At 65.3% G+C, this 23,082-nt stretch carries 26 protein-coding genes; 23 read left to right on the plus strand and 3 right to left on the minus strand.

Annotated elements, in window-relative coordinates; genetic code table 11:
- Window positions 1-29 precede the first annotated feature (29 nt).
- The 5 genes from IM739_RS08840 (at window position 30) to IM739_RS08860 (ending at window position 3,163) form a co-directional block, all read left to right on the plus strand.
- Window positions 30-1,340: a phage major capsid protein gene (locus IM739_RS08840; protein WP_237371020.1), complete on the plus strand. Its 1,311-nt coding sequence runs from the start codon at window positions 30-32 to the stop codon at window positions 1,338-1,340.
- 372 nt (window positions 1,341-1,712) lie between these two features.
- On the plus strand, window positions 1,713-2,282 hold the full coding sequence (locus tag IM739_RS08845) for a head-tail connector protein (RefSeq protein WP_237370793.1): 570 nt from the start codon (window positions 1,713-1,715) through the stop codon (window positions 2,280-2,282).
- A gap of 2 nt (window positions 2,283-2,284) precedes the next feature.
- Window positions 2,285-2,620, plus strand: coding sequence for a phage head closure protein (locus tag IM739_RS08850; RefSeq protein WP_237370794.1), 336 nt, complete (start codon window positions 2,285-2,287; stop codon window positions 2,618-2,620).
- Window positions 2,617-2,784 carry a hypothetical protein gene (locus tag IM739_RS08855; protein ID WP_237370795.1) on the plus strand — a complete coding sequence of 56 codons (168 nt, stop codon included), beginning with the start codon at window positions 2,617-2,619 and terminating at the stop codon, window positions 2,782-2,784. Before IM739_RS08850 ends, IM739_RS08855 begins: the two co-directional genes overlap by 4 nt.
- Complete coding sequence (locus IM739_RS08860) at window positions 2,765-3,163, plus strand: DUF3168 domain-containing protein (protein ID WP_237370796.1); 399 nt, start codon at window positions 2,765-2,767, stop codon at window positions 3,161-3,163. The genes IM739_RS08855 and IM739_RS08860 overlap by 20 nt, the downstream gene beginning before the upstream one ends.
- A gap of 119 nt (window positions 3,164-3,282) precedes the next feature.
- On the opposite strand, the gene IM739_RS08865 is transcribed toward IM739_RS08860, so the two are convergent.
- The gene (locus IM739_RS08865; RefSeq protein ID WP_237370797.1) at window positions 3,283-4,479 is read right to left on the minus strand and encodes an MFS transporter; all 1,197 of its coding nucleotides are present in this window, start codon (window positions 4,477-4,479) and stop codon (window positions 3,283-3,285) included.
- Between the two features lie 127 nt (window positions 4,480-4,606).
- Between IM739_RS08865 and IM739_RS08870 the strand changes: the two genes are divergently transcribed.
- The 17 genes from IM739_RS08870 (at window position 4,607) to IM739_RS08950 (ending at window position 20,447) form a co-directional block, all read left to right on the plus strand.
- Window positions 4,607-5,014: a phage major tail protein, TP901-1 family gene (locus IM739_RS08870; RefSeq protein WP_237370798.1), complete on the plus strand. Its 408-nt coding sequence runs from the start codon at window positions 4,607-4,609 to the stop codon at window positions 5,012-5,014.
- A gap of 7 nt (window positions 5,015-5,021) precedes the next feature.
- Window positions 5,022-5,393, plus strand: a complete 372-nt coding sequence (locus tag IM739_RS08875; protein WP_237370799.1) for a gene transfer agent family protein — start codon at window positions 5,022-5,024, stop codon at window positions 5,391-5,393.
- Window positions 5,393-5,608, plus strand: coding sequence for a phage tail assembly chaperone (locus IM739_RS08880; protein ID WP_237370800.1), 216 nt, complete (start codon window positions 5,393-5,395; stop codon window positions 5,606-5,608). The genes IM739_RS08875 and IM739_RS08880 overlap by 1 nt, the downstream gene beginning before the upstream one ends.
- A 195-nt stretch (window positions 5,609-5,803) precedes the next feature.
- Window positions 5,804-6,433, plus strand: coding sequence for a phage tail tape measure protein (locus tag IM739_RS08885; protein WP_237370801.1), 630 nt, complete (start codon window positions 5,804-5,806; stop codon window positions 6,431-6,433).
- Between the two features lie 122 nt (window positions 6,434-6,555).
- The gene (locus IM739_RS08890) at window positions 6,556-7,191 is read left to right on the plus strand and encodes a DUF2460 domain-containing protein (protein WP_237370802.1); all 636 of its coding nucleotides are present in this window, start codon (window positions 6,556-6,558) and stop codon (window positions 7,189-7,191) included.
- Window positions 7,188-8,084 (plus strand): DUF2163 domain-containing protein, encoded by an 897-nt coding sequence (locus IM739_RS08895; RefSeq protein ID WP_237370803.1) that lies wholly within the window; start codon window positions 7,188-7,190, stop codon window positions 8,082-8,084. Before IM739_RS08890 ends, IM739_RS08895 begins: the two co-directional genes overlap by 4 nt.
- Window positions 8,085-8,239: 155 nt before the next feature.
- Window positions 8,240-8,743, plus strand: coding sequence for an NlpC/P60 family protein (locus IM739_RS08900; protein ID WP_237370804.1), 504 nt, complete (start codon window positions 8,240-8,242; stop codon window positions 8,741-8,743).
- A 3-nt stretch (window positions 8,744-8,746) separates the two neighbouring features.
- Window positions 8,747-12,544, plus strand: a complete 3,798-nt coding sequence (locus IM739_RS08905) for a baseplate multidomain protein megatron (RefSeq protein WP_237370805.1) — start codon at window positions 8,747-8,749, stop codon at window positions 12,542-12,544.
- A gap of 33 nt (window positions 12,545-12,577) precedes the next feature.
- On the plus strand, window positions 12,578-12,787 hold the full coding sequence (locus IM739_RS08910) for a hypothetical protein (RefSeq protein ID WP_237370806.1): 210 nt from the start codon (window positions 12,578-12,580) through the stop codon (window positions 12,785-12,787).
- 120 nt (window positions 12,788-12,907) lie between these two features.
- Window positions 12,908-13,222, plus strand: a complete 315-nt coding sequence (locus IM739_RS08915) for a hypothetical protein (protein ID WP_237370807.1) — start codon at window positions 12,908-12,910, stop codon at window positions 13,220-13,222.
- A gap of 85 nt (window positions 13,223-13,307) precedes the next feature.
- Window positions 13,308-13,973 (plus strand): response regulator transcription factor, encoded by a 666-nt coding sequence (locus IM739_RS08920; protein ID WP_159952878.1) that lies wholly within the window; start codon window positions 13,308-13,310, stop codon window positions 13,971-13,973.
- Complete coding sequence (locus tag IM739_RS08925; protein WP_237370808.1) at window positions 13,970-15,364, plus strand: sensor histidine kinase; 1,395 nt, start codon at window positions 13,970-13,972, stop codon at window positions 15,362-15,364. The genes IM739_RS08920 and IM739_RS08925 overlap by 4 nt, the downstream gene beginning before the upstream one ends.
- Before the next feature lie 131 nt (window positions 15,365-15,495).
- Window positions 15,496-15,909 (plus strand): hypothetical protein, encoded by a 414-nt coding sequence (locus IM739_RS08930; RefSeq protein WP_237371021.1) that lies wholly within the window; start codon window positions 15,496-15,498, stop codon window positions 15,907-15,909.
- A gap of 185 nt (window positions 15,910-16,094) precedes the next feature.
- Complete coding sequence (gene ccmI / locus IM739_RS08935; RefSeq protein WP_237370809.1) at window positions 16,095-17,297, plus strand: c-type cytochrome biogenesis protein CcmI; 1,203 nt, start codon at window positions 16,095-16,097, stop codon at window positions 17,295-17,297.
- Window positions 17,294-17,743, plus strand: coding sequence for a cytochrome c maturation protein CcmE (gene ccmE / locus IM739_RS08940; protein WP_237370810.1), 450 nt, complete (start codon window positions 17,294-17,296; stop codon window positions 17,741-17,743). Before ccmI ends, ccmE begins: the two co-directional genes overlap by 4 nt.
- Window positions 17,740-19,740 carry a heme lyase CcmF/NrfE family subunit gene (locus IM739_RS08945; protein ID WP_237370811.1) on the plus strand — a complete coding sequence of 667 codons (2,001 nt, stop codon included), beginning with the start codon at window positions 17,740-17,742 and terminating at the stop codon, window positions 19,738-19,740. Before ccmE ends, IM739_RS08945 begins: the two co-directional genes overlap by 4 nt.
- 275 nt (window positions 19,741-20,015) lie before the next feature.
- Window positions 20,016-20,447, plus strand: a complete 432-nt coding sequence (locus tag IM739_RS08950; RefSeq protein ID WP_237371022.1) for a cytochrome c-type biogenesis protein — start codon at window positions 20,016-20,018, stop codon at window positions 20,445-20,447.
- Window positions 20,448-20,580: 133 nt separating this feature from the next.
- Here the strand turns inward: IM739_RS08950 and IM739_RS08955 are convergent, their stop codons facing one another.
- Window positions 20,581-20,919 carry a type II toxin-antitoxin system RelE/ParE family toxin gene (locus IM739_RS08955; protein WP_237370812.1) on the minus strand — a complete coding sequence of 113 codons (339 nt, stop codon included), beginning with the start codon at window positions 20,917-20,919 and terminating at the stop codon, window positions 20,581-20,583.
- Complete coding sequence (locus tag IM739_RS08960) at window positions 20,916-21,176, minus strand: CopG family ribbon-helix-helix protein (RefSeq protein WP_237370813.1); 261 nt, start codon at window positions 21,174-21,176, stop codon at window positions 20,916-20,918. The genes IM739_RS08955 and IM739_RS08960 overlap by 4 nt, the downstream gene beginning before the upstream one ends.
- Before the next feature lie 295 nt (window positions 21,177-21,471).
- On the opposite strand from IM739_RS08960, the gene IM739_RS08965 reads away from it, so the two are divergent.
- Entirely contained in the window at window positions 21,472-23,034 is a 1,563-nt protein-coding gene (locus IM739_RS08965) for a Do family serine endopeptidase (protein ID WP_237370814.1), read from the plus strand.
- The last annotated feature ends 48 nt before the right edge of the window (window positions 23,035-23,082 follow it).

The raw sequence follows: 23,082 nt of genomic DNA on the forward strand, positions 1-23,082 counted from the left end.
TGAACGAACAGGGGATAGAGGATAGCGCGATGACGCGGCGGACAGGTCGACGGGCAGGTCAACAGGCAGGCGATGCAATGGCGCCGGTGGCGCCCGAGGTCAAGGCAGCGCCGGATACGGTGACGGCGGCGTTCGAGGACTTCATGCAGGCCTTCGAGGCCTTCAAGGAAGGCAATGACCAGCGGCTGTCGGAGATCGAGCACAAGCTGACTGCCGATGTCGTGACCCGCGACAAGGTCGAGCGGATCAACAAGGCGATGGACGACCATGGCCGGCTGCTCGATGAACTGGCGTTGAAGAAGCTCAGGCCGCCGCTGTCGCGCGGCAGCCGCGATAGCGGGCACGATGGGGGCCATGATGGTGGGGGCGATGCCGAGCACAAGGCGGCTTTCGAGGCCTATATCCGCCGCGGCGACGATGCGGCACTGCGTGACCTCGACCAGAAGGCGCTGAATGCCGGCGTGTCCGGCGAGGGCGGTTATCTGGTTCCGCCGGAAACAGACGGCGAGATCGGTCGGCGGCTGGCCGTGATTTCGCCGATCCGCGCGCTGGCGACGGTCCGCCAGGTATCGGGTTCGGTGCTGAAGAAGCCGTTTTCGGCCGCGGGCTTTGCCGCCGGCTGGGTGGCGGAGACAGCGGCCCGACCGCAGACGGCGACGCCCGAACTGTCCGAACTGTCGTTTCCGACCATGGAACTCTATGCCATGCCGGCCGCAAGCCAGGCGCTGCTCGACGATGCCGCCGTCGATATCGAGGTGTGGATCGCCGCGGAAGTCGACATCGCCTTTGCCGAGCAGGAAGGAACCGCCTTCGTCTCGGGTGACGGGATCAACAAGCCGAAGGGTTTCCTCAGCTATACGCAGGTCGCCGACAGCGCCTGGACCTGGGGCAGCATCGGCTACAAGGCGACCGGCGTCGCCGGCGGTTTTGCCGCCAGCGGCGCCTCGGACGTGCTGATGGACGTCATCTATGCGCTGAAGGCCGGGCATCGTCAGAACGGCAGCTTCGTCATGAGCCGCAGGACGCAAGGCGAGATCCGCAAGCTCAAGGATGCCGACGGCAACTATCTCTGGCAGCCGCCGGCACGGGTCGGCGACACGGCGTCACTGGTCGGTTTCCCGGTCGCCGAGGCGGAAGACATGCCGACGATTGCCGCCGGCGCGACCGCGATCGCCTTTGGCGATTTCCGCGCCGGCTATCTGGTCGTCGACCGGGTCGGGGTGCGCGTGTTGCGCGATCCCTATTCGGCCAAGCCTTATGTGCTGTTCTACACCACCAAGCGCGTCGGCGGCGGGGTGCAGAACTTCGAGGCGATCAAGCTGGTGAAGTTTTCGGCTTGAGGGGCAGGGGGGTGCCGCCGGGTAAGTGTGGGGTTAGCCCAGTAGCCCGGTAGCCGACTGGTGCCGTGGTTACCCCCCTCTGCCCTGCCGGGCATCTCCCCCACACGGGGGGAGATCGGTTGGGGCGGCGGCGGTGCATCCACGAAACCTTCGAAAGCTCGGATACGACAACCAGATCGATTGCGCGTGGCCGCGACGCGTCGGTTCATCTCCCCCCTTGAGGCGGAGACGTCATCGTCCCCCTCATCTGCAAAATCTGAGGTTTTGCCTTCGGCTAAGCCCTCGATTTTGCTTCTTCTCCCGCAAGGAGAGAAGCGGGCTGCGGCGCTGACGCAGCTCCAATCTTCCAATCCATACAACAGGAAAAAAACCATGACCTATATCCGGACGGCGCCGCCTGCGGTGGAGCCGCTGACGCTGGTCGAGACGCGGGCGCATCTGCGGCTTGATGGCGAGGATGAAGACGCGCTGCTGCTCGGCCTAATCGCTGCGGCGCGCCAGCATCTGGAGCGCGAGACGGGTCTGTCGCTGATCGCGCAGGGCTGGCGCCTGTGCCTCGATCGCTGGCCGGACGACGGTATCCTGCCGCTGGCGCACGGGCCGGTGAGGGCGGTGACGTCGGTGATCGTCTACGATGGCGAAGGCGCGCCGCAGGCGGTGTCGCTCGACGGGCATCTGCTCGATGGCGAAGCGCGGCCGGCGCGGCTCTGGTTGCGGGACGTGCCGCAGCCGGGCCAGGCGCTGAACGGCATCGAGGTGGATTTCGAGGCGGGCCTGGGCGCGACCGGTGCCGATGTTCCCGACACGCTGAAGCGGGCCATGCTGTTGCATGTGGCGGCGATGTTTGCCTTTCGCGGCGTGGTGGCGCCCGATGCCCAGCCGGCTGTGGTGCCGCCGGGCTACGACCGCCTGATTGCGCCCTATTGCCGGCGGAGGCTCTGAAAATGACGCTTATGGATCTCGATCCCGGCCGGCTGACGGCACGGGTGGTGCTGGAGCGACCGGAGCCCGTCGGTGACGGCCAGGGCGGGACCGAGATTGGCTTTGTCGAGATCGCCAGCGTCTGGGCGCTGATCGAGCCGGTGAGTTTTGCCGAGGAAGAGCGGGCGGCGGGCGCGGTTTCGAGCGTGACGCACCATGTGACGCTGCGGGCAAGGGCCGATCTGGCGCCCGGCCAGCGGTTTCGCAAAGGCGCGCGACTGTTTGTCATTGCCGCCTTGCGCGATCCCGACGAGACGGGGCGCTATGCGCTTGCCCGCTGCCGGGAGCTTGTCGGATGACGACGCTTGAGGAAACGGGAACGGCTCTGGCGCGTCTGCTGCGACGGGCCTTGACGATGCGCCTCGAGCGCCGGGAGCCCGAACGTCCATTGCCGGTGGAAACCGGACAGCATGACGCAATCGCAAACATGGCGGAGGGCAATGATGAGCGCGCCGGTAAATGAACTGCTGGCCGCCCTGCAGAGGGCGGTCGTGGCCGACGCGGCGCTGGCCGCATCAATCGGCGCGGAGGGGTTCTCAGACCGGAGGTTGCGCGCGACGCGCCTTCCAGCCGCCAGCATCGGCAATGTCGAGGCGCGAGACTGGTCGACGGGAACCGAGACCGGCTTCGAGATCATCCTGACGCTGGAGGCCTGGAGCGAACGCGGACGGCGCGAGGCGGAAGAGGTGGCGGAGGGTCTGCGGCGGGTGGCACAGGGATTGCCGCCGGAACTGGCAAGTTTTCGGTTGGTCAACATGGTCCATCGCCGCACTGTCAGCCGGCGGGAGGCGAAGACGGGGCTGTTCGTGGCGGAGGTGACGATGCGGGCGGTGGTGGAGTAGCGGGGGCTGGTTGAATGTTCGGAACCCAGCCGAGGTCCCCCTTTGCCCTGCCGGGCGTCTTCCCCACAAGGGGAGAGATCAGTCGGACGCGCGATGGTAGTACAGAGACAGGCGGCTCCTCAGGCCGTCGCTGCGGACCGACGCGCGATCATGGCAAGCGCCACCACGCTGAGCAGGGCGACAAGGGCGAAGGCGGTGCACAGATAGAGGCCTGCATCGACGCCGGAGCGGTCGATGATTGCGGTCATCAGCACGGGGGCCAGCGCATTGGCGAGGTTTTGCGGCAGGGCAAGGCGGGCCGATTGCGCGGCGAAGCGGCTTGCCGAAAAGAAGCTCAGCGGCAGAAGCGCGCGGGCGATCGTCGAGACGCCGGAGCCGAAACCGTAAAGCGCGGTAAAGATGAAGAGGCCGGTGGTGTCGCCGGTTGAAAAGATCAGCGACAGGGTGGCCAAGACCAGCAGGCCGGTGCCGATCAGGCCTGTGATCAGCGGCGTCGACCGCGTGCCGAAGACGACATCGACGGCGCGGGCGGAAATGCCGAACACCGCGCGCAGTGCGCCGAGTTCGAGCGCCAGCTGCGGCGTGGCACCCGAGAGTTCGAGGATATGCAAGAGCGACGGCGACAGGCCGAAGGTGATCAGGCTGACCAGCGAGGTCGACAGGGCGATCAGCAGGAAGGCGGCGATGCCCATGCGCCGGCTGAGCGCCAGCGGCTCGACGCTGTCGGCGGCGCGCTCCGCATCGGAGCGCTCGATCGCGATCCGGCCGATGCCGAGATGGATCGGCAGGCAGAGGATCAGCTGCGCAAGGCCCGATGCGACCAGCGCACCGCGCCAGCCGAGCGCCTGTTCGGCGAGCGCCAGCAGCGGCCAGCAGATCGCCGACGACAGGCCGGTGAAGATCATCAGAATGCCGATCGTGCGCTTGGCGCCGCGGCCTTCGCGCTCGACGACGGCGGCAAAGGCCGGCACCGAGAGGCCGAAACTGCCGCCGAGGCCGAGCAGCAGCCAGCCGAGGCCGTAGACAACGAGCCCCTGCGCGGCCGCCAGCGTGAACAGTCCGAAGGCCATCAGCAGCGAGCCGAGCGCCAGCGTGCGCGCCGCGCCATGCTGGCGGATCAACCGGCCGGTCAGCGGCCCGAGGGCAGCCATCACCAGCATCATCACCGTCAGGCCGGCAAAGGCCGCCTCATTGGCCATGCCGAGATCGGCGGCGATCTTGCGGCCGAGCAGGCCGGGCATGTCATAGCTTGTGCCCCAGCCGATGATCTGGCTGGCAGACAGGGCGGCAATCAGGGCGGTGCGGGAGATGTTCATGGCGACTCAGATGGGGGATACAACCGGAGGGATGGCGCGGTTGTAGGGGCAAAACACGCACTGCGACAGCGGTAAATCTCGTCCAGTGAGACATTCCAATAGTTCTGTAAACAGAGGGATCGTGGCCATGGTGGCACAGAAGGGCAAGGACCTGCTGCTCAAGATTGACGAGGGCACGGGGTTTGTGACGGTGGCGGGGCTGCGGGCGCGGCGGCTGGCGTTCAATGCGCAGACGGTCGACGTGACCGATGCCGAGAGCGCCGGGCGCTGGCGCGAATTGCTGGCGGGTGCTGGCGTCCGGCGGGCCTCGCTGACCGGGGCCGGGCTGTTCAAGGACCAGGCATCGGACGCCTTGGTCAGGGCGAGTTTCTTTGCCGGTTCGATCCTCAACTGGCAGGTCGTGATCCCCGATTTCGGCACGGTAACGGCAGCGTTCCAGGTGACCGCGCTGGAATATGCCGGCAATCACGACGGCGAACTGACCTTCGAGCTGGCGCTGGAATCGGCCGGCGCCGTCTCCTTTGCCGCGTTGTGAGGTGGCGATGCGCGACCCTGTGACGGTAAACCGTGCCAATCGCCATCGCGGCGAGGTCGAGGCGATGATCGATGGTGAACGGCGCATCCTGTGCCTCACGCTCGGCGCGCTGGCGGAGCTGGAAACCGCCTTTTGCGCCGAAAGCCTGGCGGATCTCGGCACGCGCTTTTCCGGCAACCGGCTGAAAAGCGCCGACCTGATCCGCATCCTGGCCTGCGGCCTGCGTGGCGGCGGCAACCGGCTGTCCGACGACGATGTCGCCGACATGATGGTCGAGGGCGGGCTGGCGGGAGCCGCAAGACTGGTCGGGGACCTGCTGGCGGTGACGTTTGCGGATGGCGATGTCTCGGGGGCGCAGGAGAAAAGTCGGTCCCCTTGATGGCCGCAGGCGATGAGACGACAGGCGCGCCGCGTCCCTTTCCATGGGACATGGCGATGGCTGTCGGGCTCGGTCGTCTGCGGCTTGAACCAAGCGTGTTCTGGGCGCTGACAATGCGCGAATTTGCCGCCGCGGCCGGGTTGATCGGCGAGGGCGGCGGTGCGCTGACGCGGCCGGTTCTGGCGGGGTTGATGCAGCGGTTTCCCGATCAGTGACCCGCTGGCTGGAGGTTCTCCTTGTGGTGATACGCCATCAGGGCGGAAAATCACGGTTGACGGGACGGGGGATCACCCCCACCCGCCGCTTCGCGTCGACCTCCCCCTCAAGGGGGAGGTGGGGAGCGCTGCCGGCATTCGTAGTAGCCTCTTATCGATGCGGCGCATTCGGCAAACAATCACAGGAGAGACCCGATGACCGATGATGATGATCGGCTTGCCGTTTCGCTCGATCTCGACGGATCGGCGGCGCTGGCCGTGCTCGACGACCTCGAAAACCGCTCGGCCAGTTTTGGGCGTGCGCTGACCGGGGCGCTGAAGACGGCGACAACGGGTGGCAAGGGGCTGGAGGAGACGTTGCGCACAGTCGGGTTGCGGCTCTCCGATATTGCTCTGTCCGCCGGGCTGAAGCCCCTGGAAAACCTGCTGGGCCAAGCGGCGTCGGGGCTGGTGTCGACCCTGACTTCTGGCCTGACCTCGGGTCTTGCATCCGGGCTTTCCGCCGGCGCGGCCTCCACAACGGCCTTTGCTGCCGGCGGCTTGCCGGGGCGCATCATGCCGTTTGCCGATGGCGGCGTGGTCTCTGCGCCGAGCTATTTTCCGATGGCCGGCGGCTTCGGCCTGATGGGCGAAGCCGGGGCCGAGGCGATCCTGCCGTTGAAGCGCGGCGCCGACGGATCGCTCGGCGTGGCATCCGCAAGCGGTGGCGCGCCCCAGATCCATTTCAACGTGACGGCGACCGATGCGGCAAGTTTTGCCCGCAGCGAGGGCCAGATCACCGCAATGCTGGCCCGCTCCGTCGGGCGCGGCCGGCGCAACCTGTAGGCCAATCGGCGTAAGGCGTAGCGGCTACGGGCGATGACGTCGGCGGTAAGGCAGGAATAGGCGAGAACCGCGTCGCCGCTGGCGCCATGGCTGTGGCCGACATTGATCAATCGGAGAGAACCATGAGCTTCCACGAGGTGCGCTTTCCGCTGCGCCTGTCGCTGTCGGTCAGCGGCGGGCCGGAACGCAAGGTCGACATCGTCAACCTGTCGAACGGCCGCGAGGCGCGCAACCGGCGCTGGCGCGATGCACGGCGGCGCTACGATGCAGGATCGGGCGTACGGTCCGTTGCCGATCTGTACGTGCTGCTCGAATTCTTCGAGGCGCGCGGCGGCGCATTGCATGGCTTCCGTTTTCGCGATCCGGTCGACTTTTCCTCGAGCGCGCCGGGGGATCCGGTGACCGGCCTCGACCAGCCGATCGGGATCGGTGACGGCGAGACGGCGGTTTTTCAGCTGACAAAGACCTATGGCGATGTTGCCGCGAGCCATCGGCGGCGGATCGAAAAGCCGGTCGAGGCAACCGTGCGGGTCGCGGTCGGCGGCATGCCGGTGGCGGCAGACGCCTTTGCCGTCGATACGGCGACCGGCATCGTGCATTTTGCCGAGGGCCATGTGCCGGCAGAGGGGGTCGCCATCCGCGCCGGTTTTGAGTTTGACGTGCCGGTGCGCTTCGACCTCGACCGCATCGAACTCAACCTCGAAGCCTTTCGCGCCGGCCGCATTCCCTCCATCCCGCTGATCGAGATCGCACCATGAGAACGCTGCCCGAGGCCTTGAAGGCCCATATCGCCTCAGGCGAAACGACGCTGTGCCGCGCCTGGCGGCTGACGCGACAGGACGGCGCGGTGCTCGGCTTTACCGAGCATGACCATGCGCTGGACTTTGCCGGCACGACATTCGAGGCGGCAAGCGGCTTTGCGGCGACCGAGGCGCGGGCGGCGAGCGGATTGCAGGCGCCTGCAGCGGGTGTCGAAGGCGGGTTTTCCAGCGTGTCGATTAGCGAAGCCGATCTCGCCGCCGGACGCTATGACGGTGCCCGTGTCGAGTTGTTCATGGTCAACTGGCAGGTGCCACGGGATCAGCATGTGCTGCTGGCGGTGCAGGAGATCGGCGAGGTCAGCCGGGCAGGGCCGGGTTTCACGGCGGAACTTCGAAGCTTTGCCCATCGGCTGCAGCAGCCGACGGGGCGGATCTACAACCGCCGCTGCGATGCCGAACTCGGCGACATCCGCTGCCGTGTCGATCTTGCAATTGCCGGCCGCCGCGTAACGGGTCTGGTCGCGGCGGTGGAGACGCCCGACAGGCTGCTGATTGCGGGCCTGCCGGACCTGGGCGCCGGACATTTTCGCCTCGGCCGCCTGCGGTTTGATGGCGGCGCACTGGCCGGGCGAACGGTGGCGATCGAAGACAGCGGGGCGACGGACGAAGGCAGCGCAAGGGTGCGGCTGTGGCTGCCGCTGGAGGCGGCGCCTGCGGTCGGCGACGCTGTGACGCTCAGTGTTGGCTGCGACAAGAGTTTTGCCATGTGCCGGGAGCGCTTTGCCAACGGACTGAACTTCCAGGGCTTCCCGCACATGCCGGGCAGCGACTTTGCCTATTCCTATGTCGGCGGCGAGACCACGCATGATGGGTCGGTGTTGTTTGAGTGAGTATCGTTATGCGGGGGTCCCCCTCACCAACAATTTCTAGCACTTAGCTAAAGCTAAGCTGATGAAATTGTGTCCTCTCCCTCGATGGGGAGAGGGAAGACGTCGAGGTTGGCGAGGCCTTTGTGGCCCAAACCACTTTCATCAAGGATAGTCGGATGAGCATCAATGCGCGGGTGCTGGGCATTGCCGAGCAATGGATCGGCACGCCCTACCGGCATCAGGGCTCAGCGATCGGTGTCGGCTGTGATTGCCTGGGGCTGGTGCGCGGCATCTGGCGCGAGCTCTATGGATGCGAGCCGGAACGGGTGCCGGCCTATGCGGCCGACTGGGCCGAGCGCTCGGGCGAAGAGCGGTTGCTGGAGGCGGCCGGACGGCATTTCGAGCCGGTGGTCTCGCGGCATCTGAGCCTGCCAGGCGATCTGGTGATCTTTCGTTTTCGGCCAGGCTGTGCGGCCAAGCATGCGGGCATTCTCGCCGGGCCGGGTGGCTCCTCCAACGGTGTTTCGGCCGCAGGTGTTGTGTCCGGCGCGCGGTCGCCTGCCTGGGACGCACCCGACCATTTCATTCATGCCTATGAGCAGGCCGCGGTGATCCGCTCGACGCTGGTGCCGGCGTGGCGACGGCGGATCGCCGGGGTCTACAGGTTTCCGGAGGTCTGATCCATGGCGACAGTCTTATTGCAGGCGGCGGGGGCCGCGCTTGGCTCGGTATTCGGGCCGGTCGGCGCGGTGCTCGGCCGGGCAGCCGGCGCCCTGGCCGGCAGCGTGATCGACCGCAGCCTGCTGGGCGGCACGACGGTCTCCGGCGCGCGGCTGTCGTCGGCGCGCCTGACCGGCGCCAGCGAGGGTACGGCCATCCCGCGCCTCTATGGCACCGCAAGGCTTGGCGGAACGCTGATCTGGGCGACGCGCTTCGAGGAGGAGACGGTGACAGAGCGGGCCGGCGGCAAGGCGAGCGGCACGCGGACCAAGAGCTATCGCTACTTTGCCAATCTGGCGCTGGCGCTGTGCGAGGGCGAGATTGCCGGCGTGCGGCGGGTTTGGGCCGATGGACGCGAGCTGGATCTTACCGGCATCGAGATGCGTGTTTATCGCGGCACGTCCGACCAGCCGGCCGATCCTTTGTTGCTGGCTCGGCAGCGGGAGACCAGGGTTCCGGCCTATCGCGGACTGGCCTATGTCGTCTTTGAGCGCTTGCCGCTCGACGACTTCGGCAACCGTATCCCGCTCTTGCAATTCGAGGTTATCCGGGCTGTCGGCGAGCTGGAAAGCCGGATACGCGCGGTGACGATCATTCCGGGCGCGACCGAACATGGCTACGCGACGATCAAGGTGTCGGAGCAGCCAGGCGACGGTGAGCAGCGTTTTCTCAACCGCAATACGCTGACCGCCGAGACAGACTGGCAGGCGTCGCTGGACGAGCTGCAGGCGCTGTGTCCCAATCTTGTCCATGTGGCACTGGTGGTCGCCTGGTTCGGTACCGACCTTCGCGCCGGGCAATGCCGGGTTCTGCCCGGTGTCGAGGTTCCGGTGCGCGAGGGTGAAAGCCGCGCATGGAGCGTGGCGGGCATCGCTCGCGACGGCGCCCATGTCGTCAGCCGCTACGATGGAGGGCCGGCCTATGGCGGCAGTCCGAGCGATGACAGCGTCATCGAGGCAATCCGCGACCTGAAGAACCGTGGCCTGAAGGTCACGCTCTATCCCTTTGTTATGATGGATATTCCGGCCGGCAACGGCCTGCCCGATCCTTATGGCGCAGCCGAGCAGGCGGCCTATCCCTGGCGCGGGCGCATCACCGCCTTTCCGATGTCGGCCGATGGCACGGCGGCGGCGCGGGTCGATGTCGATACCTTCGTCAACCGCGCCGAGGGCTATCGGCGCTTCATCCTGCACTATGCGGGGCTTGCAGAAGCGACGGGCGGCGTCGACGGCTTCCTGATCGGGTCGGAGCTGCGCGGGCTGACGACACTCAGGGACGGTGCCGACGGCTTTCCCTTTGTTGAGGCGCTGGTCGGGCTGGCGCAGGCGGCAGGCACCGTGCTTCGGGCCGGCACGGCAATCACCTACGGCGCCGACTGGAGCGAATATTTCGGCCATCAGCCGAGTGACGGGTCCGGCGACGTGTTCTTTCATCTCGACCCGCTCTGGGCCGCGCCGGCGATCACCGCTGTCGGGATCGACAATTACATGCCGCTGGCCGACTGGCGCGACGAGGATCTGGAAAGCGCAAGTCCGGACGGGTTTTCCGGTGCGGACGACCGGGCGGGTTTTGCCAGGATGATCACGGCGGGCGAGGGGTTTGACTGGTACTACGCCTCGGACAGCGATCGGCAGAGCCGCATTCGCACGCCGATCACCGATGGTGCGGCGGGGAAACCCTGGGTTTACCGGTTCAAGGATCTCCAGGGCTGGTGGGGTAACCGGCACTACAACCGGCTGGGCGGCGTGGAAGTGGCGAGCCCGACGGTCTGGCAGCCGGGCATGAAGCCGATCTGGTTCACCGAACTTGGTTGCGGCGCGGCCGACAAGGGGGCGAACCAGCCGAATGTCTTTGTCGACGGCAAGTCGGCGGAAAGCGCGAGGCCGCATTTGTCGGCGGGCCGGCGCAGCGAAAGCCAGCAACGTCGCTTTCTCGAGGCGCATCTTGCCCATTGGCAGGATGGTGCTGCCGACGGTGGGGCACCGGTCGGCATGGTCGATCCGGATCATGTCTTCGTCTGGACTTGGGACGCCCGGCCGCAGCCGGCATTTCCGGCCGACACAAGGCTCTGGGCCGACGGCCACAACTGGCGCACGGGGCATTGGCTGAACGGCAGGCTCGGCACGGCAACCCTGGCCGATACCCTCGCGGGCATCCTGACGGATCACGGCTTTTCCGAATTCGATGTGTCGGAGGTGGCCGGCGATCTCGGCGGCTATGTCAAGGGCGACCTGACCTCGGCGCGCGAACTGATCGAACCGCTGATCGAGGTGTTCCAGATAGATGTGATCGAGGATGCCGGGATCCTGCGCTTTCGCACCCGCACGACGGCAAGCCTGCCGGCACGCCGGATCGATGTGCTCGCCGACATCGACGGGCAGACGCTGTGGCGCGAGACGCGGGGCCATGACGGCGATTTTGCCTCGGAAGCGCTGATCACGTTTTATGATCCGGCGGCAGATTATGGTGAGAGCAGCGCCCGCTCGCGCAGGCTGAACGCCGCCACGCAACGGCAACTGGCCCGCGACCTTCCGGCGGTGATTGCGGAGGAGACTGGAATTGCGGCCGCCGAAACCTGGCTGCGCGACAACCGTCTGGCGCGCCGGACATTGCAGCTGGCGCTGGGGCCGGGCGAGATGGCGGTGCAGCCGGGCGATGTGCTCAGCATCGCCGATGGTCCATCCGGCCGCTTTCTTGTCACCGAGATCGATGACGGACTGGAGCGGCGGCTGACGCTGCGCAGCTTTGCCGGGCAGGTCTCGGCACCGGTGCTGCCATCGGAGACGGGCCGCAGCCCGGACAATCCGGCAGCCCAAGGCTTCGCGCCGATCGTGCGATTTCTCGATCTGCCAAGGCTGGAGGATGGCGCAAGCGCCGGCGATGCGGCCGTGGCTGCGTTTTGCCGGCCCTGGCGGCGTATCGTCGTGTCGAGTTCGGTGGAGGCGGAGGGCTACCGGCCACGGCTGGTGCTGGAGCGGCCGGCAACGCTCGGACGACTGGTCGAGCCGCTTGCGCCGGGGCCGCCGGGGCGGTTCGACCGTGCCAATGCGCTGGTTGTCGACCTTGCATTCGGGGCATTCGCGTCCGCCAGCCGGCTTGCTGTGCTGAACGGCGAAAACCGGCTGGCGCTCGCCTGCGCGAACGGGCTGCTGGAGGTCATCGCCTTCACCACGGCCGAGGAAATCTCGGTCAACCGGTTCCGCCTGACCGGTTTGTTGCGTGCGCTCGGCGGCACCGAAGATGCGATGGCGTCGGGTGCTGTCGAGGGGGCGGCGGTGGTCCTGCTCGATCAGGCTGTGCAGCCGCTCGGGCTTGCCACGGGCGAGCGCGGCAGGGTGCAGAACTGGATGTTCGAACCGCTCGGCATGGCTGCTGGCCAGGCGCAACGGCATGTATTTTCCGGCGGCATGCGGGCGGAAACGCCACTGACGCCGGTGCATCTGACGGCGACCCGCAAGCCGGGCGGCGATGTCGAGATCACCTGGACAAGGCGCGGGCGCATCGAGGCGGATGGCTGGGCCGCAGCCGATATTCCGCTCGATGAGCCGGCCGAGGCCTATCGGCTGGAGATCTTTGACGCGGTCACGTCGGGTGGGAGCGCGAAGCGCCTGCTGGACGTCGCCGCGCCGCGCTGGACCTATGCGCGGCTTGCGGAAATCGCCGATTTCGGCGCGCCGCAGGTCACGCTGGCGCTGCGGGTCACCCAGATCGGCCGGCTTTCGGCCGGTATTGCAGCCGAGGCGACGGTCCGCATCCGCTGAACTTCACTCACCTTGAACAAACGGAGAGACATCATGCTGGATATGAAACCCTGGTACCAGTCGAAGACCGTTTGGGGCGCCCTGATCGCCATGGCGGCCCCGCTGCTGCGCGGCGTGGGGCTCGATCTCGGAGGCAGCGATCAGGCAGCCCTTGCCGATGCGCTGGTGACGCTGGCCGGCACGTTCGGCGGCCTGCTGGCGCTCTATGGCCGGTTGACGGCGACGAAGGGCGTAGGCGGCTGACGGCCGAAAAGGCGGCCGGATCACGCTCATCCACACCACATGGACAAGCATTCATTTGCCATTCAGAAGGCTTGCGGTACATAAATTCATGAGAGTGGACCTCACCAAGAAGAAGCAGCAATGGCATTATTCATGAAAATCACGGGATTGGCCTTCGCCATAGCCGTGTCTGGGGCCGTATCGGTTGCCGCGTCCGCGGCGGTGGCGCCCCTGCCTGCATCCGGGCAAGAGGCTGCGAAGCCGAAGCGGGTTGAAGGTCAGATGGTGGCGCAAAACGCGGCCGATTGCCGCGCGGCGGCGGCGCGTGTCGTGGCGGAAATCGGCGGGCAGTTGCTTTCGGTGCGCGAATCGGGCGGTGAATGCGTGATCATCGTGCTCGTGCCGGGCAATGGCAGCGAGCGTCCCCGCAAGGTTACCATGCGGGTTGCCGGATGATTTGACTCCGGCCGCCTGGCCGGGGCGCCGATACATTTGCCAGGACATGTGACGATGCACATGTCCAATACAGGGGTGGGGCTTCATGCGCATTCTCGTCGTCGAGGACGATATCAATCTCAATCGCCAGCTGGTCGAGGCCCTGCAGGAGGCCGGCTATGTTGTCGACAAGGCCTTTGACGGCGAGGAAGGTCACTTCCTTGGCGATACCGAGCCCTATGACGCCGTCATCCTCGATATCGGCCTGCCGGAGATGGATGGCATCACGCTTCTGGAAAAATGGCGGGCCTCGGGTCGTGTCATGCCGGTGTTGATCCTGACGGCCCGCGACCGCTGGTCGGACAAGGTTGCCGGCATCGACGCCGGCGCCGACGACTATGTCACCAAGCCGTTCCATGTCGAGGAAGTGCTTGCCCGCATCCGCGCGCTGATCCGCCGCGCCGCCGGCCATGCCTCGTCGGAAATCGTCTGCGGTCCGGTGCGCCTCGACACCAAGAGTTCCAAGGCCGTGGTCAACGGCGTGACGCTGAAGCTCACCTCGCACGAATACCGGCTCCTGTCCTATCTCATGCACCACATGGGCGAGGTCGTGTCGCGCACCGAGCTGGTCGAACATCTCTACGATCAGGATTTCGACCGTGACAGCAACACCATCGAGGTGTTTGTCGGCCGTCTGCGCAAGAAGATCGGCATCGACATGATCGAGACCGTGCGCGGCCTCGGCTACCGTATCCAAGCCCCTGCTGCATGAAGATCCGCTCGCTCACCGCGCGCGTCCTCCTGCTCGCCACCCTGTGGTCGGCGCTGTCATTTGTGACGATTGCGGTGGCGATTTCCACCCTCTACCGGGAGGGTGTCGAGCGCGGCTTCAACAATCTCCTGCGCGCCCAGCTCTACAATGTCGTCAATTCCGTCTCGATCGGCGATGGCGACAGCCTTGCCGGCAGTCCGGCACTCGGCGACCTCAGGTTTTCGCAGCCGGAGACAGGCTGGTACTGGCTGGTCGAGCCGCTGGGGAACTACGCGACCGCGCCGCTAGCCTCGGCTTCGCTCGGCATGGCCAATCTCGCGGTGCCGGGTCTCGACGAGACGCCGTTCGACGAGAATTACGAGCGGTTCTATGAAATGGACGACAGCGTCGGAAACCGCATCCGTGTCGTCGAAACCGAGGTCGTGCTTGACGACCAGGGCAGGGCGGCGCGGTTTCGTGTTTCCGGCAATCTGGAAGTCATCGAGGAAGAAATCGCCTTCTTCAGCAACCGTCTCTATGCGGCGCTGGCCGTGGTCGGCATCGGCGGTCTGATCGTCAACGGCCTCGCCATTCTCTACGGCTTGAAACCGCTCGACCGTGCCCGCCGGGCGCTGGAGCGTATCCGCCGCGGCGAAGCCGAGCGGATCGAGGGTGAATTCCCCCGCGAGATCCAGCCGCTGGCAAGCGAAATCAATGCGCTGATCGAGAGCAACCGTCGCCTGGTCGAGCGCGCTCGCATGCAGGTCGGCAATCTCGCCCATTCGCTGAAGACGCCGATTGCGGTCTTGCTCAACGAGGCACGCACGCTCGACAAGACCCATGCCGAGGTGATCAGCAGCCAGGCGGAGGCGATGCAGGCGCAGGTCGGCTCCTATCTCAACCGCGCCCGGATCGCCGCCCAGCGCGACAGCGTGCTGGCGAGGACGGATGCCCAGCCTGTGCTGGAGCGTCTGGTGCGGGTGATGCGCAAGCTGAATGCCGAGATCGATTTTGTCCTGGAGGTCGCACCCGACCTGACCTTTGCCATGGAGCAGCAGGATGTCGAGGAGGTCGTCGGCAACCTGCTCGAAAACGCGTCGCGTTTTGCAAAGACGCGCGTCGTCACCCGCATTGCCGCAACGACACCCGTCGAAGGCGCCCAGGACGGACGGCGCAGCTGGGTCGAGGTGACCGTCGAGGACGACGGACCGGGACTGAAGCCCGAACAGATCGGCGAGGCGCTGAAGCGTGGCCGTCGGCTCGACGAAAGCAAGCCGGGAACCGGGCTGGGTCTGTCGATCGTCAAGGAGATTTCCGGCGAATACCAGGGCAGTTTTGGCCTGTCGCGGGCCGATATCGGCGGACTTCGCGCACAAGTGACGCTTCCGGCTGTGACAAAGGACACTGCGTGATCAATTTTCCTATGAGATTACATAGAGCTATGAAAGTATGGCGGTGGGCCGTAAATATGCCATGTGTTTGACACAGCAAGGCGGATACCGTGGTAATGCTTGAACGTTTCGATGAGACTTGGACTGGTGTGATGGGTGTTTCGCGATATGGGTCCGCGGCTGTCGCCATTGTGGCGATGCTGGCGCTTTCGGCTTGCACCACGACGGGTGGCAAGCAGGGCGCGTCGACAAAGACTGATTCCGCCGTGTATATTGCCGCCCTTCAGGGTGGCATCGTATCGCGCACCGGCGTCAAGCTGTCGAAGAGTGAAACGCAGCGGGCCCTCGAGGCCGAATACCGTGCGCTGGAAGCAGCCGCCGGCGGCCAGCCGGTGATCTGGGCAGGCAGCAGCGTCAGCGGCCAAGTGGTGGCGGCGGCTCCCTATCAGGTTGGCAAGCAGAATTGCCGCCAGTTTACCCACAAGCTGAACGACGGCGGACGCGAGATCCAGGCCCGCGGCGTTGCCTGTCGCAATGCCAACGGCACGTGGACACCTTTGAGCTGACGCAGGTCTGAACCGGTGCCGACGGTGACTTGATCGTCGCCGAAAACCCCGTCTGGAATTGCGCTAGGTCAAAGTCGGGCGCCATTCGCTCCCCTATAGATCCGGCTTGCGGCCAAACGCCTCAACTTTGTGTCATTGGCCGTTTGTCTGTTGGAATGCGACTTGCGTTGAAGTAATTGGGCCTCATGCTGTTCTGGATCCTATCCGCCTTGTTGACGGTTGCCGTCGCTGTCCTGCTCCTGCTGCCGCTGATGCGCGCTGGTGCCCGTACCCATGGTGAGGACGAAGGCGAAGCCGCTGTCTACCGCGACCAGCTGCGCGAACTCGAGCGCGACAAGGCAGGCGGGCTGATCTCGAGCGAGGACGCCGCCTATGCCCGCGCCGAAATCGGCCGGCGGCTCCTGGCCGTGTCCGTGGCGGACAGTGCCGCTGAGACGGAGGAAGCCGGGCCCGAGCCGACCGCCGCACCGGCGAGGCGCAAGGCCTATACCCTGTCGCAGGCCTTCATCATTCTCTGTCTTCCCGCCGTCGGGCTCTATGTCTATCTGCTGACCGGCAGTCCCGGCACGCCGGCAGCGCCGCTGGCAGCGCGCATCGAGAACCCCGGCGACGACGTGACGCTGCTGATCGCCAAGGTCGAGCGGCATCTGGCGACCAGTCCCGAGGACGGCGCCGGCTGGGACGTCCTGGCACCCGTCTATGTTCGGGTCGGACGGCTCGGCGATGCCGAGCTTGCCTATCGCAATGCCATTCGCCTGCTGGGGCCGGGCGCCGATCGCATGAACGGGCTTGCCGAAACCCTGGTCACGCTCAACGACGGCATCGTGACCGAGGACGCACGTCAGGCCTTCCAGGCCTCGGTGCAGCTCCAGCCGGACAATCCGCGCGCCGACTACTATCTTGCCCTGGCACTGGAACAGGCCGGCCGGAAGGTGGACGCACTGGCGGCGTTCGAGGCGATCGCCAAGGCTTCGCCGCCAACGGCGCCCTGGATGGACCTGATCAACCAGCACATCGCCGCCAACAGCGCCGGCATGCCGCGGGCCGATGCCCCGGCCGCAGCCGCTGCCGAGGCCGGCGGTCCCAAGCCGCTCGGCGCACCGACGGCCGAGGATGTGGCTGCGGCTCAAGGCATGACCGAGGGTGACCGGTCGCAGATGATCCGCGGCATGGTCGACAGCCTCGATGCCAAGCTGAAAGAAGATCCGAACAATTTCGAAGGCTGGATGCGGCTAGTCCGCTCCCATGCCATGCTCAAGGAACCGGACCGCGCCGTTGCCGCATTGAAGGAAGGCCTGAAGACCTTTCCGGCATCGGGTGCAGAAGGCCAGCAGCTGATCGCCGCCGCGCGCGAGCTCGGGCTGGCTGTCGAGGAGATCGTGCAATGACCCGCAAGCAGAAGCGTCTCGCCGTGATCGCCGGCGGCATGGGCTTCATCCTGACGGCGGTGCTTCTGGTGATGTTCGCCTTCGGGCAGTCGATCGCCTATTTCTACATGCCGTCCGACATCGCCGAAAAGGGCGTCGGCCCCGATACCCGCATCCGCCTCGGTGGGCTTGTCGCCGAGGGCTCGGTGGTGCGCGGCGAGGGCTCGACGGTGAAATTCTCCGTGACCGACGGCAACGGCACCGTGCCGGTCACCTATACCGGCATCCTGCCTGACCTGTTCCGTGAGGGGCAGGGCGTGGTGACCGAAGGCATGTTCACCGCCGGCAGCCAGGTCTTCGTCGCCGATACCGTTCTGGCCAAGCATGACGAGAACTACATGCCGAAGGAAGTCGCCGACCGCCTGAAAGAGGACGGCGTCTGGCAGGGCGAGGAAAAGACCCAATGATCATCGAGCTTGGTCATTATGCGCTGGTGCTGGCGCTTGCCACCTGTCTCGTCATCTCGGTGCTGCCGGTGATCGGCGCAAGGCGCGGCGACGCCGCCCTGATGGCGGTGGCGACCACCGGAACCTATGCCCTGTTCGGCCTTGTCGCCTTCTCTTTCAGCGTTTTGACCTGGGGTTATGTCGTCTCGGATTTTTCGGTGCAGAACGTCTACGAGAATTCGCATTCGATGAAGCCGATGATCTACAAGATCTCCGGCGTCTGGGGCAATCATGAAGGCTCGATGATGCTCTGGGTGCTCATCCTGACCCTGTTTTCGGCGATGGTGGCCTTTTTCGGCACCAATCTGCCGGACCGCCTGAAGGCCAATGTGCTGGCGGTGCAGGCCTGGATCACCACGGCGTTCACGCTGTTCATCCTCCTGACGTCCAACCCCTTCATCCGCCTGTCGCCGGTACCGGCCGAAGGCCAGGACCTTAACCCGGTGCTTCAGGATGTCGGGCTCGCCATTCATCCGCCGCTGCTCTATCTCGGCTATGTCGGCTTTTCCGTCTGCTTCTCCTTTGCCGTCGCCGCCCTGATCGACGGCCGCATCGACGCTGCCTGGGCGCGCTGGGTCCGGCCCTGGACGCTGACCGCCTGGACCTTCCTGACAGCGGGCATCTCGATGGGCTCGTACTGGGCCTATTACGAGCTGGGCTGGGGCGGCTGGTGGTTCTGGGACCCGGTCGAAAACGCCTCCTTCATGCCATGGCTCGCCGGCACGGCGCTCCTGCATTCGGCGCTGGTGATGGAAAAGCGCGATGCGCTGAAGATCTGGACGGTGCTGCTGGCGATCATCGCCTTTTCGCTGTCGCTGCTCGGCACCTTCCTGGTGCGTTCCGGCGTTTTGACCTCGGTGCATGCCTTTGCCACCGATCCGACACGCGGCATCTTCATTCTCGGCATCCTGGTGATCTTCATCGGCGGCGCGCTCTCGCTCTTTGCCCTGCGCGCACCGATGCTGAAGGCCGGCGGCCTGTTCCAGCCGATCTCGCGCGAGGGCTCGCTCGTCCTCAACAACCTGATCCTGACAGTTTCGGCAGCGACCGTCCTGATCGGCACGCTCTATCCGCTGCTGCTCGAAACGCTGACCAACGAGAAGATTTCGGTCGGGCCTCCCTTCTTCAACCTGACCTTCGGCTTCCTGATGTCGCCGCTTTTGCTGGCGGTTCCCTTCGGGCCGATGCTCGCCTGGAAACGCGGCGACCTGCTGGCGGCGCTGCAGCGGCTCTATCTGGCGGCCGGACTGGCGCTGGTGGCGGGGCTTGCCCTCTTCTATGCCGAGAACGGCGGTCCTGTGCTCTCGGTCTTCGGCCTTGCCGCTGCCTTCTTCCTGATCTTAGGGGCGCTCGCCGATCTCTGGTATCGCGCCGGCTTCGGCAAGCAGACCGCAGCGGTCGCCTGGGGCCGCTTCAAGGGCCTGCCGCGCTCGGCCTTCGGCACGTCGCTTGCCCATATGGGGCTTGGCATCACCGTGCTCGGCATTGTTGCCGTGACCACATTCGAGACGGAAACCGTGGTCGAGATGAAGCCCGGCATGACGGCCGAGGCGGGTGGCTTTGTCCTGACCTTCGACGGCCTGCGCCCGGCCCAGGGACCGAACTATACCGAGGACCGCGGCCATTTCACCATCCGCAAGGGCGGCGTGGCGGTCGCAGACGTCTGGTCCTCGAAACGTCTCTATACGGCGCGACGCATGCCGACGACCGAGGCCGGTATCGTCACATTCGGGCTCAGCCAACTCTATGTCTCGCTCGGCGACCCGATGGCCGACGGCGGTCTGGTCGTGCGGATCTGGTGGAAGCCGTGGATCCTGTGCATCTGGCTCGGCACGCTGGTGATGATGGCGGGCGGTGTCGTGTCACTGTCCGACCGGCGTCTGCGCGTCGGCGTGCCGAAGCGCAAGGCCAAGGCGGCGACGCCCGTGCCCGAACAGGTGGCGGAGGCGGCGGAATGAAACTGTCGGATATGTGTGCCAGACAAGCACCCCCCTCTGTCCTGCCGGACATCTCCCCCAGACGGGGGGAGATCGATGCGCGGACAGCATTCCGATCCTCTCTGACCTCAACCCAGCGGATGGCGAACTCGCATCTTGACCTCTGCGAGAAACGTGAACCGGCGCTCCATGCGATCTCCCCCCGTGTGGGGGAGATGTCCGGCAGGACAGAGGGGGGTATCGAGACGGCGCGACCGGCGACCAAACGGATCGCTGCCGTGGCGCGCCTCGGCGCAATGCTGATGCTGCTCCTTGCCCCCATCCATGCCTTTGCCGTCAATCCCGACGAGGTGCTGGCGGATCCCGTGCTGGAACAGCGGGCGCGCACCCTGTCATCCGAATTGCGCTGCATGGTTTGCCAGAACCAGTCTATCGACGATTCCAATGCCGAGCTTGCCCGCGATCTCCGGCTTGTCGTGCGCGAGCGGCTGGTCAATGGCGACACCAATGAGCAGGTGCTCGACTATGTCGTGTCGCGCTACGGCGAATTCGTGCTGTTGAAGCCGCGCCTGAGCGCCAAGACGCTGATCCTGTGGGGCGCCCCCGCGACGCTGGCCCTCATCGCGATGATCGTCGCGGTCTTCTATGCGCGCCGCCGGGCAAGCGAGCCGGTGGAAAAGCTGTCGGCCGAGGAAGAAGCCCGCCTCGGCAAGCTGCTGGACGAGTGAGGGACGGATCAGTTCGGCAAAAGGCTGCCGACTAGAGCATTTCCAGCCGAAGCGTAATCGCTTCGGCGTCGGACAATGCGGAAAAACAAAAGCCTAGAGCATTTCCGGTGATCACGGGATCACCGGAAATGCTCTAGTCTCCCGGGATGTCACGGTCCACCGCTTCATAGTCGAAGTCGTCCTCAATCTCGATCCCGGGCGGACGCTGGCGTCCATGCCGGATTGCCAGGATGACGATTGCGGGCCCCTGAAATTCGTAATCGATCAGATAGGAGCCGACGACCAGCCGGCGTATCCCGGCGACTGGGATTTCCTCCGCGACATGCCCCAATTCAGGAAAGCGGCTGAGGTCGCGGCGTACTTGCTTGAGAATTGCGCCGAACTGCTCCGCTGCCTGCGGACTTCGTTCTTTCAGGTAAGTCGCTTCGGCGACGGCATATGCTCTGGCATCCGGTGACAGGACAACCTTCACGCGGCAGCGCCCTTGACGATCGCATCGACCTCATCAATCACGTCATCGAGATCGACGCCGAGGCCAGCGCCGACATCGCGCCTTGCCTTGTCGAGTTCGATGATTTCACGACCTTCGGCGGCGAGAAAGGATTTCAACGCGCGGACAAGAACCCAGCTGCGGCTTCGCTCACAGATAGCGGCGATATCTTCGATTTCGGCCAGCAGGTCGAGCGGCAGGCGCACCGTGATCGGGTCGGAAAGTTCACGTTCTGACATCGTTTTTCCCTTCATTTGTAATACAAGACTACAATGCCATGGCAAACGCGTCAAACAATGCCCAGGTCGTCGGCAAGCGCTGCATCATGTCTCATAGGACGATCGCCATTTTGGCACGCGCCGGTTGGCGGAACAGGCCCGTTCCTTGCCGGAACCTTTCTGCCAAGATTACGAAGAATTCATCTGCCGTACAGTTCGCAGTAAGGTGACAACACCTATATCTCTCTTCATCCACCGCTTCAAAACCGCCGATAGCCGGCGGCTCCAGTCGGAAGAAACGATGAAGGTAAGATCCATGACCGAGACTAAAGATCGCTCCCACCTCAAGACGATCCTGAAGAATTCGACCGTTGCCGGCCTGGCTGCCGCGATGATGGTCGGCGCGGTTCCGCTTGTTGTGCTCAACGCCTATGCCGATCCGGTACAGGTCGCCGCGCCCCAGGTTCCGAGCTTCAGCGATGTCGTCGCCGCCGTACAGCCGGCCGTCGTGTCGGTTCGTGTTCAGTCGAACATCCAGAACACGTCCAACGACGAAAGCAATTTCTCCTTCAATTTTGGCGGTCGCGATTTCAACGACCTGCCGGACGACCATCCGCTGAAGCGCTTCTTCAAGGAATTCGGCGGTCCGGGCGGCCCCAACGAGGAAGCGCGCCCGCCGCGTGGCCCCAAGGGTCCCGGCCGTCATGAAGGTCGCCTGCGTCCGACGTCCCAGGGTTCCGGCTTCTTCATCTCCGAAGACGGCTATATCGTCACCAACAACCACGTCGTCGATGACGGCGCTGCCTTTACCATCGTGATGAACGACGGCAAGGAACTCGATGCCAAGCTGGTCGGCAAGGACAGCCGCACCGACCTTGCGCTGCTCAAGATCGAAAACCCGAAGCAGAAGTTCACCTATGTGAAGTTCGCCGATGACGAAAAGTCCCGCGTCGGTGACTGGGTCGTCGCTGTCGGCAATCCCTTCGGCCTTGGCGGCACCGTGACCGCCGGCATCATCTCGGCCCGTGGCCGCGACATCGGCTCCGGCCCCTATGACGACTACCTGCAGATCGACGCAGCGGTGAACCGCGGCAACTCCGGTGGTCCCGACTTCAACCTGAATGGCGAAGTCGTCGGCATCAACACCGCGATCTTCTCGCCGTCCGGCGGCAATGTCGGCATTGCCTTTGCCATCCCGGCTTCCGTGGCCAAGGATGTCATCGAAAAGCTGAAGGATGGCGGCACCGTCGAACGCGGCTGGCTCGGCGTCCAGATCCAGCCGGTGACCGACGACATCGCCGACTCGCTCGGCCTGTCGGAGGCGTCGGGTGCGCTGGTCGTCTCGCCGCAGGCGGGTTCGCCGGGTGAAAAGGCAGGCATCAAGCAGGGTGACGTGGTTACCGCCGTCAATGGCGAGCCGGTCAAGGATCCGCGCGATCTTGCTCGCCGCATTGCAGCCTTTGCCCCCGACACCACGGTTGATGTTGCCGTCTGGCGTGAGGGCAAGTCGACCGAAATCAAGGTCAAGCTCGGCGAACTGCCGACGGAACAGGCTTCGGCTGCCGACGGCACCGAAGAGGATGCCGCACCGGCACCGGCCGTCGAGCAGGAACTGGCCAATCTCGGCCTCTCCGTTCGCCCGGCTGAGGACGGCAAGGGCCTGGCCATCGTCGATGTCGATCCGGATAGCGACGCGGCCGACAAGGGCCTGAAGGCCGGCGAGACCATTACCTCGGTCAACAACCAGCTGGTCTCTTCGGTTGAAGAAGTTCAGAAGGTGGTCGATCAGGCCAAGAAGGACGGCCGTACCCGGGCCCTCTTCCAGGTTGAATCGGAAAGCGGCAGCCGCTTCGTCGCTCTCCCGATCAACCAGGGCTGATTACCCGCCAGATGACGAGGGCGCCGACGGTTTTGCCAACCGGCGGCG

This window comes from Rhizobium sp. SL42 (assembly GCF_021729845.1).
Lineage (GTDB): Bacteria > Pseudomonadota > Alphaproteobacteria > Rhizobiales > Rhizobiaceae > Allorhizobium.

Bases quoted from the DNA above. Each gene is read 5' to 3' on its own strand.
- IM739_RS08840 (WP_237371020.1), top strand. From the start codon at position 30: ATGACGCGGCGGACAGGTCGACGGGCAGGTCAACAGGCAGGCGATGCA.
- IM739_RS08845 (WP_237370793.1), top strand. From the start codon at position 1,713: ATGACCTATATCCGGACGGCGCCGCCTGCGGTGGAGCCGCTGACGCTG.
- IM739_RS08850 (WP_237370794.1), top strand. From the start codon at position 2,285: ATGACGCTTATGGATCTCGATCCCGGCCGGCTGACGGCACGGGTGGTG.
- IM739_RS08855 (WP_237370795.1), top strand. From the start codon at position 2,617: ATGACGACGCTTGAGGAAACGGGAACGGCTCTGGCGCGTCTGCTGCGA.
- IM739_RS08860 (WP_237370796.1), top strand. From the start codon at position 2,765: ATGAGCGCGCCGGTAAATGAACTGCTGGCCGCCCTGCAGAGGGCGGTC.
- IM739_RS08865 (WP_237370797.1), bottom strand. From the start codon at position 4,479: ATGAACATCTCCCGCACCGCCCTGATTGCCGCCCTGTCTGCCAGCCAG.
- IM739_RS08870 (WP_237370798.1), top strand. From the start codon at position 4,607: ATGGTGGCACAGAAGGGCAAGGACCTGCTGCTCAAGATTGACGAGGGC.
- IM739_RS08875 (WP_237370799.1), top strand. From the start codon at position 5,022: ATGCGCGACCCTGTGACGGTAAACCGTGCCAATCGCCATCGCGGCGAG.
- IM739_RS08880 (WP_237370800.1), top strand. From the start codon at position 5,393: ATGGCCGCAGGCGATGAGACGACAGGCGCGCCGCGTCCCTTTCCATGG.
- IM739_RS08885 (WP_237370801.1), top strand. From the start codon at position 5,804: ATGACCGATGATGATGATCGGCTTGCCGTTTCGCTCGATCTCGACGGA.
- IM739_RS08890 (WP_237370802.1), top strand. From the start codon at position 6,556: ATGAGCTTCCACGAGGTGCGCTTTCCGCTGCGCCTGTCGCTGTCGGTC.
- IM739_RS08895 (WP_237370803.1), top strand. From the start codon at position 7,188: ATGAGAACGCTGCCCGAGGCCTTGAAGGCCCATATCGCCTCAGGCGAA.
- IM739_RS08900 (WP_237370804.1), top strand. From the start codon at position 8,240: ATGAGCATCAATGCGCGGGTGCTGGGCATTGCCGAGCAATGGATCGGC.
- IM739_RS08905 (WP_237370805.1), top strand. From the start codon at position 8,747: ATGGCGACAGTCTTATTGCAGGCGGCGGGGGCCGCGCTTGGCTCGGTA.
- IM739_RS08910 (WP_237370806.1), top strand. From the start codon at position 12,578: ATGCTGGATATGAAACCCTGGTACCAGTCGAAGACCGTTTGGGGCGCC.
- IM739_RS08915 (WP_237370807.1), top strand. From the start codon at position 12,908: ATGGCATTATTCATGAAAATCACGGGATTGGCCTTCGCCATAGCCGTG.
- IM739_RS08920 (WP_159952878.1), top strand. From the start codon at position 13,308: ATGCGCATTCTCGTCGTCGAGGACGATATCAATCTCAATCGCCAGCTG.
- IM739_RS08925 (WP_237370808.1), top strand. From the start codon at position 13,970: ATGAAGATCCGCTCGCTCACCGCGCGCGTCCTCCTGCTCGCCACCCTG.
- IM739_RS08930 (WP_237371021.1), top strand. From the start codon at position 15,496: ATGGGTGTTTCGCGATATGGGTCCGCGGCTGTCGCCATTGTGGCGATG.
- ccmI (WP_237370809.1), top strand. From the start codon at position 16,095: ATGCTGTTCTGGATCCTATCCGCCTTGTTGACGGTTGCCGTCGCTGTC.
- ccmE (WP_237370810.1), top strand. From the start codon at position 17,294: ATGACCCGCAAGCAGAAGCGTCTCGCCGTGATCGCCGGCGGCATGGGC.
- IM739_RS08945 (WP_237370811.1), top strand. From the start codon at position 17,740: ATGATCATCGAGCTTGGTCATTATGCGCTGGTGCTGGCGCTTGCCACC.
- IM739_RS08950 (WP_237371022.1), top strand. From the start codon at position 20,016: ATGCTGATGCTGCTCCTTGCCCCCATCCATGCCTTTGCCGTCAATCCC.
- IM739_RS08960 (WP_237370813.1), bottom strand. From the start codon at position 21,176: ATGTCAGAACGTGAACTTTCCGACCCGATCACGGTGCGCCTGCCGCTC.
- IM739_RS08965 (WP_237370814.1), top strand. From the start codon at position 21,472: ATGACCGAGACTAAAGATCGCTCCCACCTCAAGACGATCCTGAAGAAT.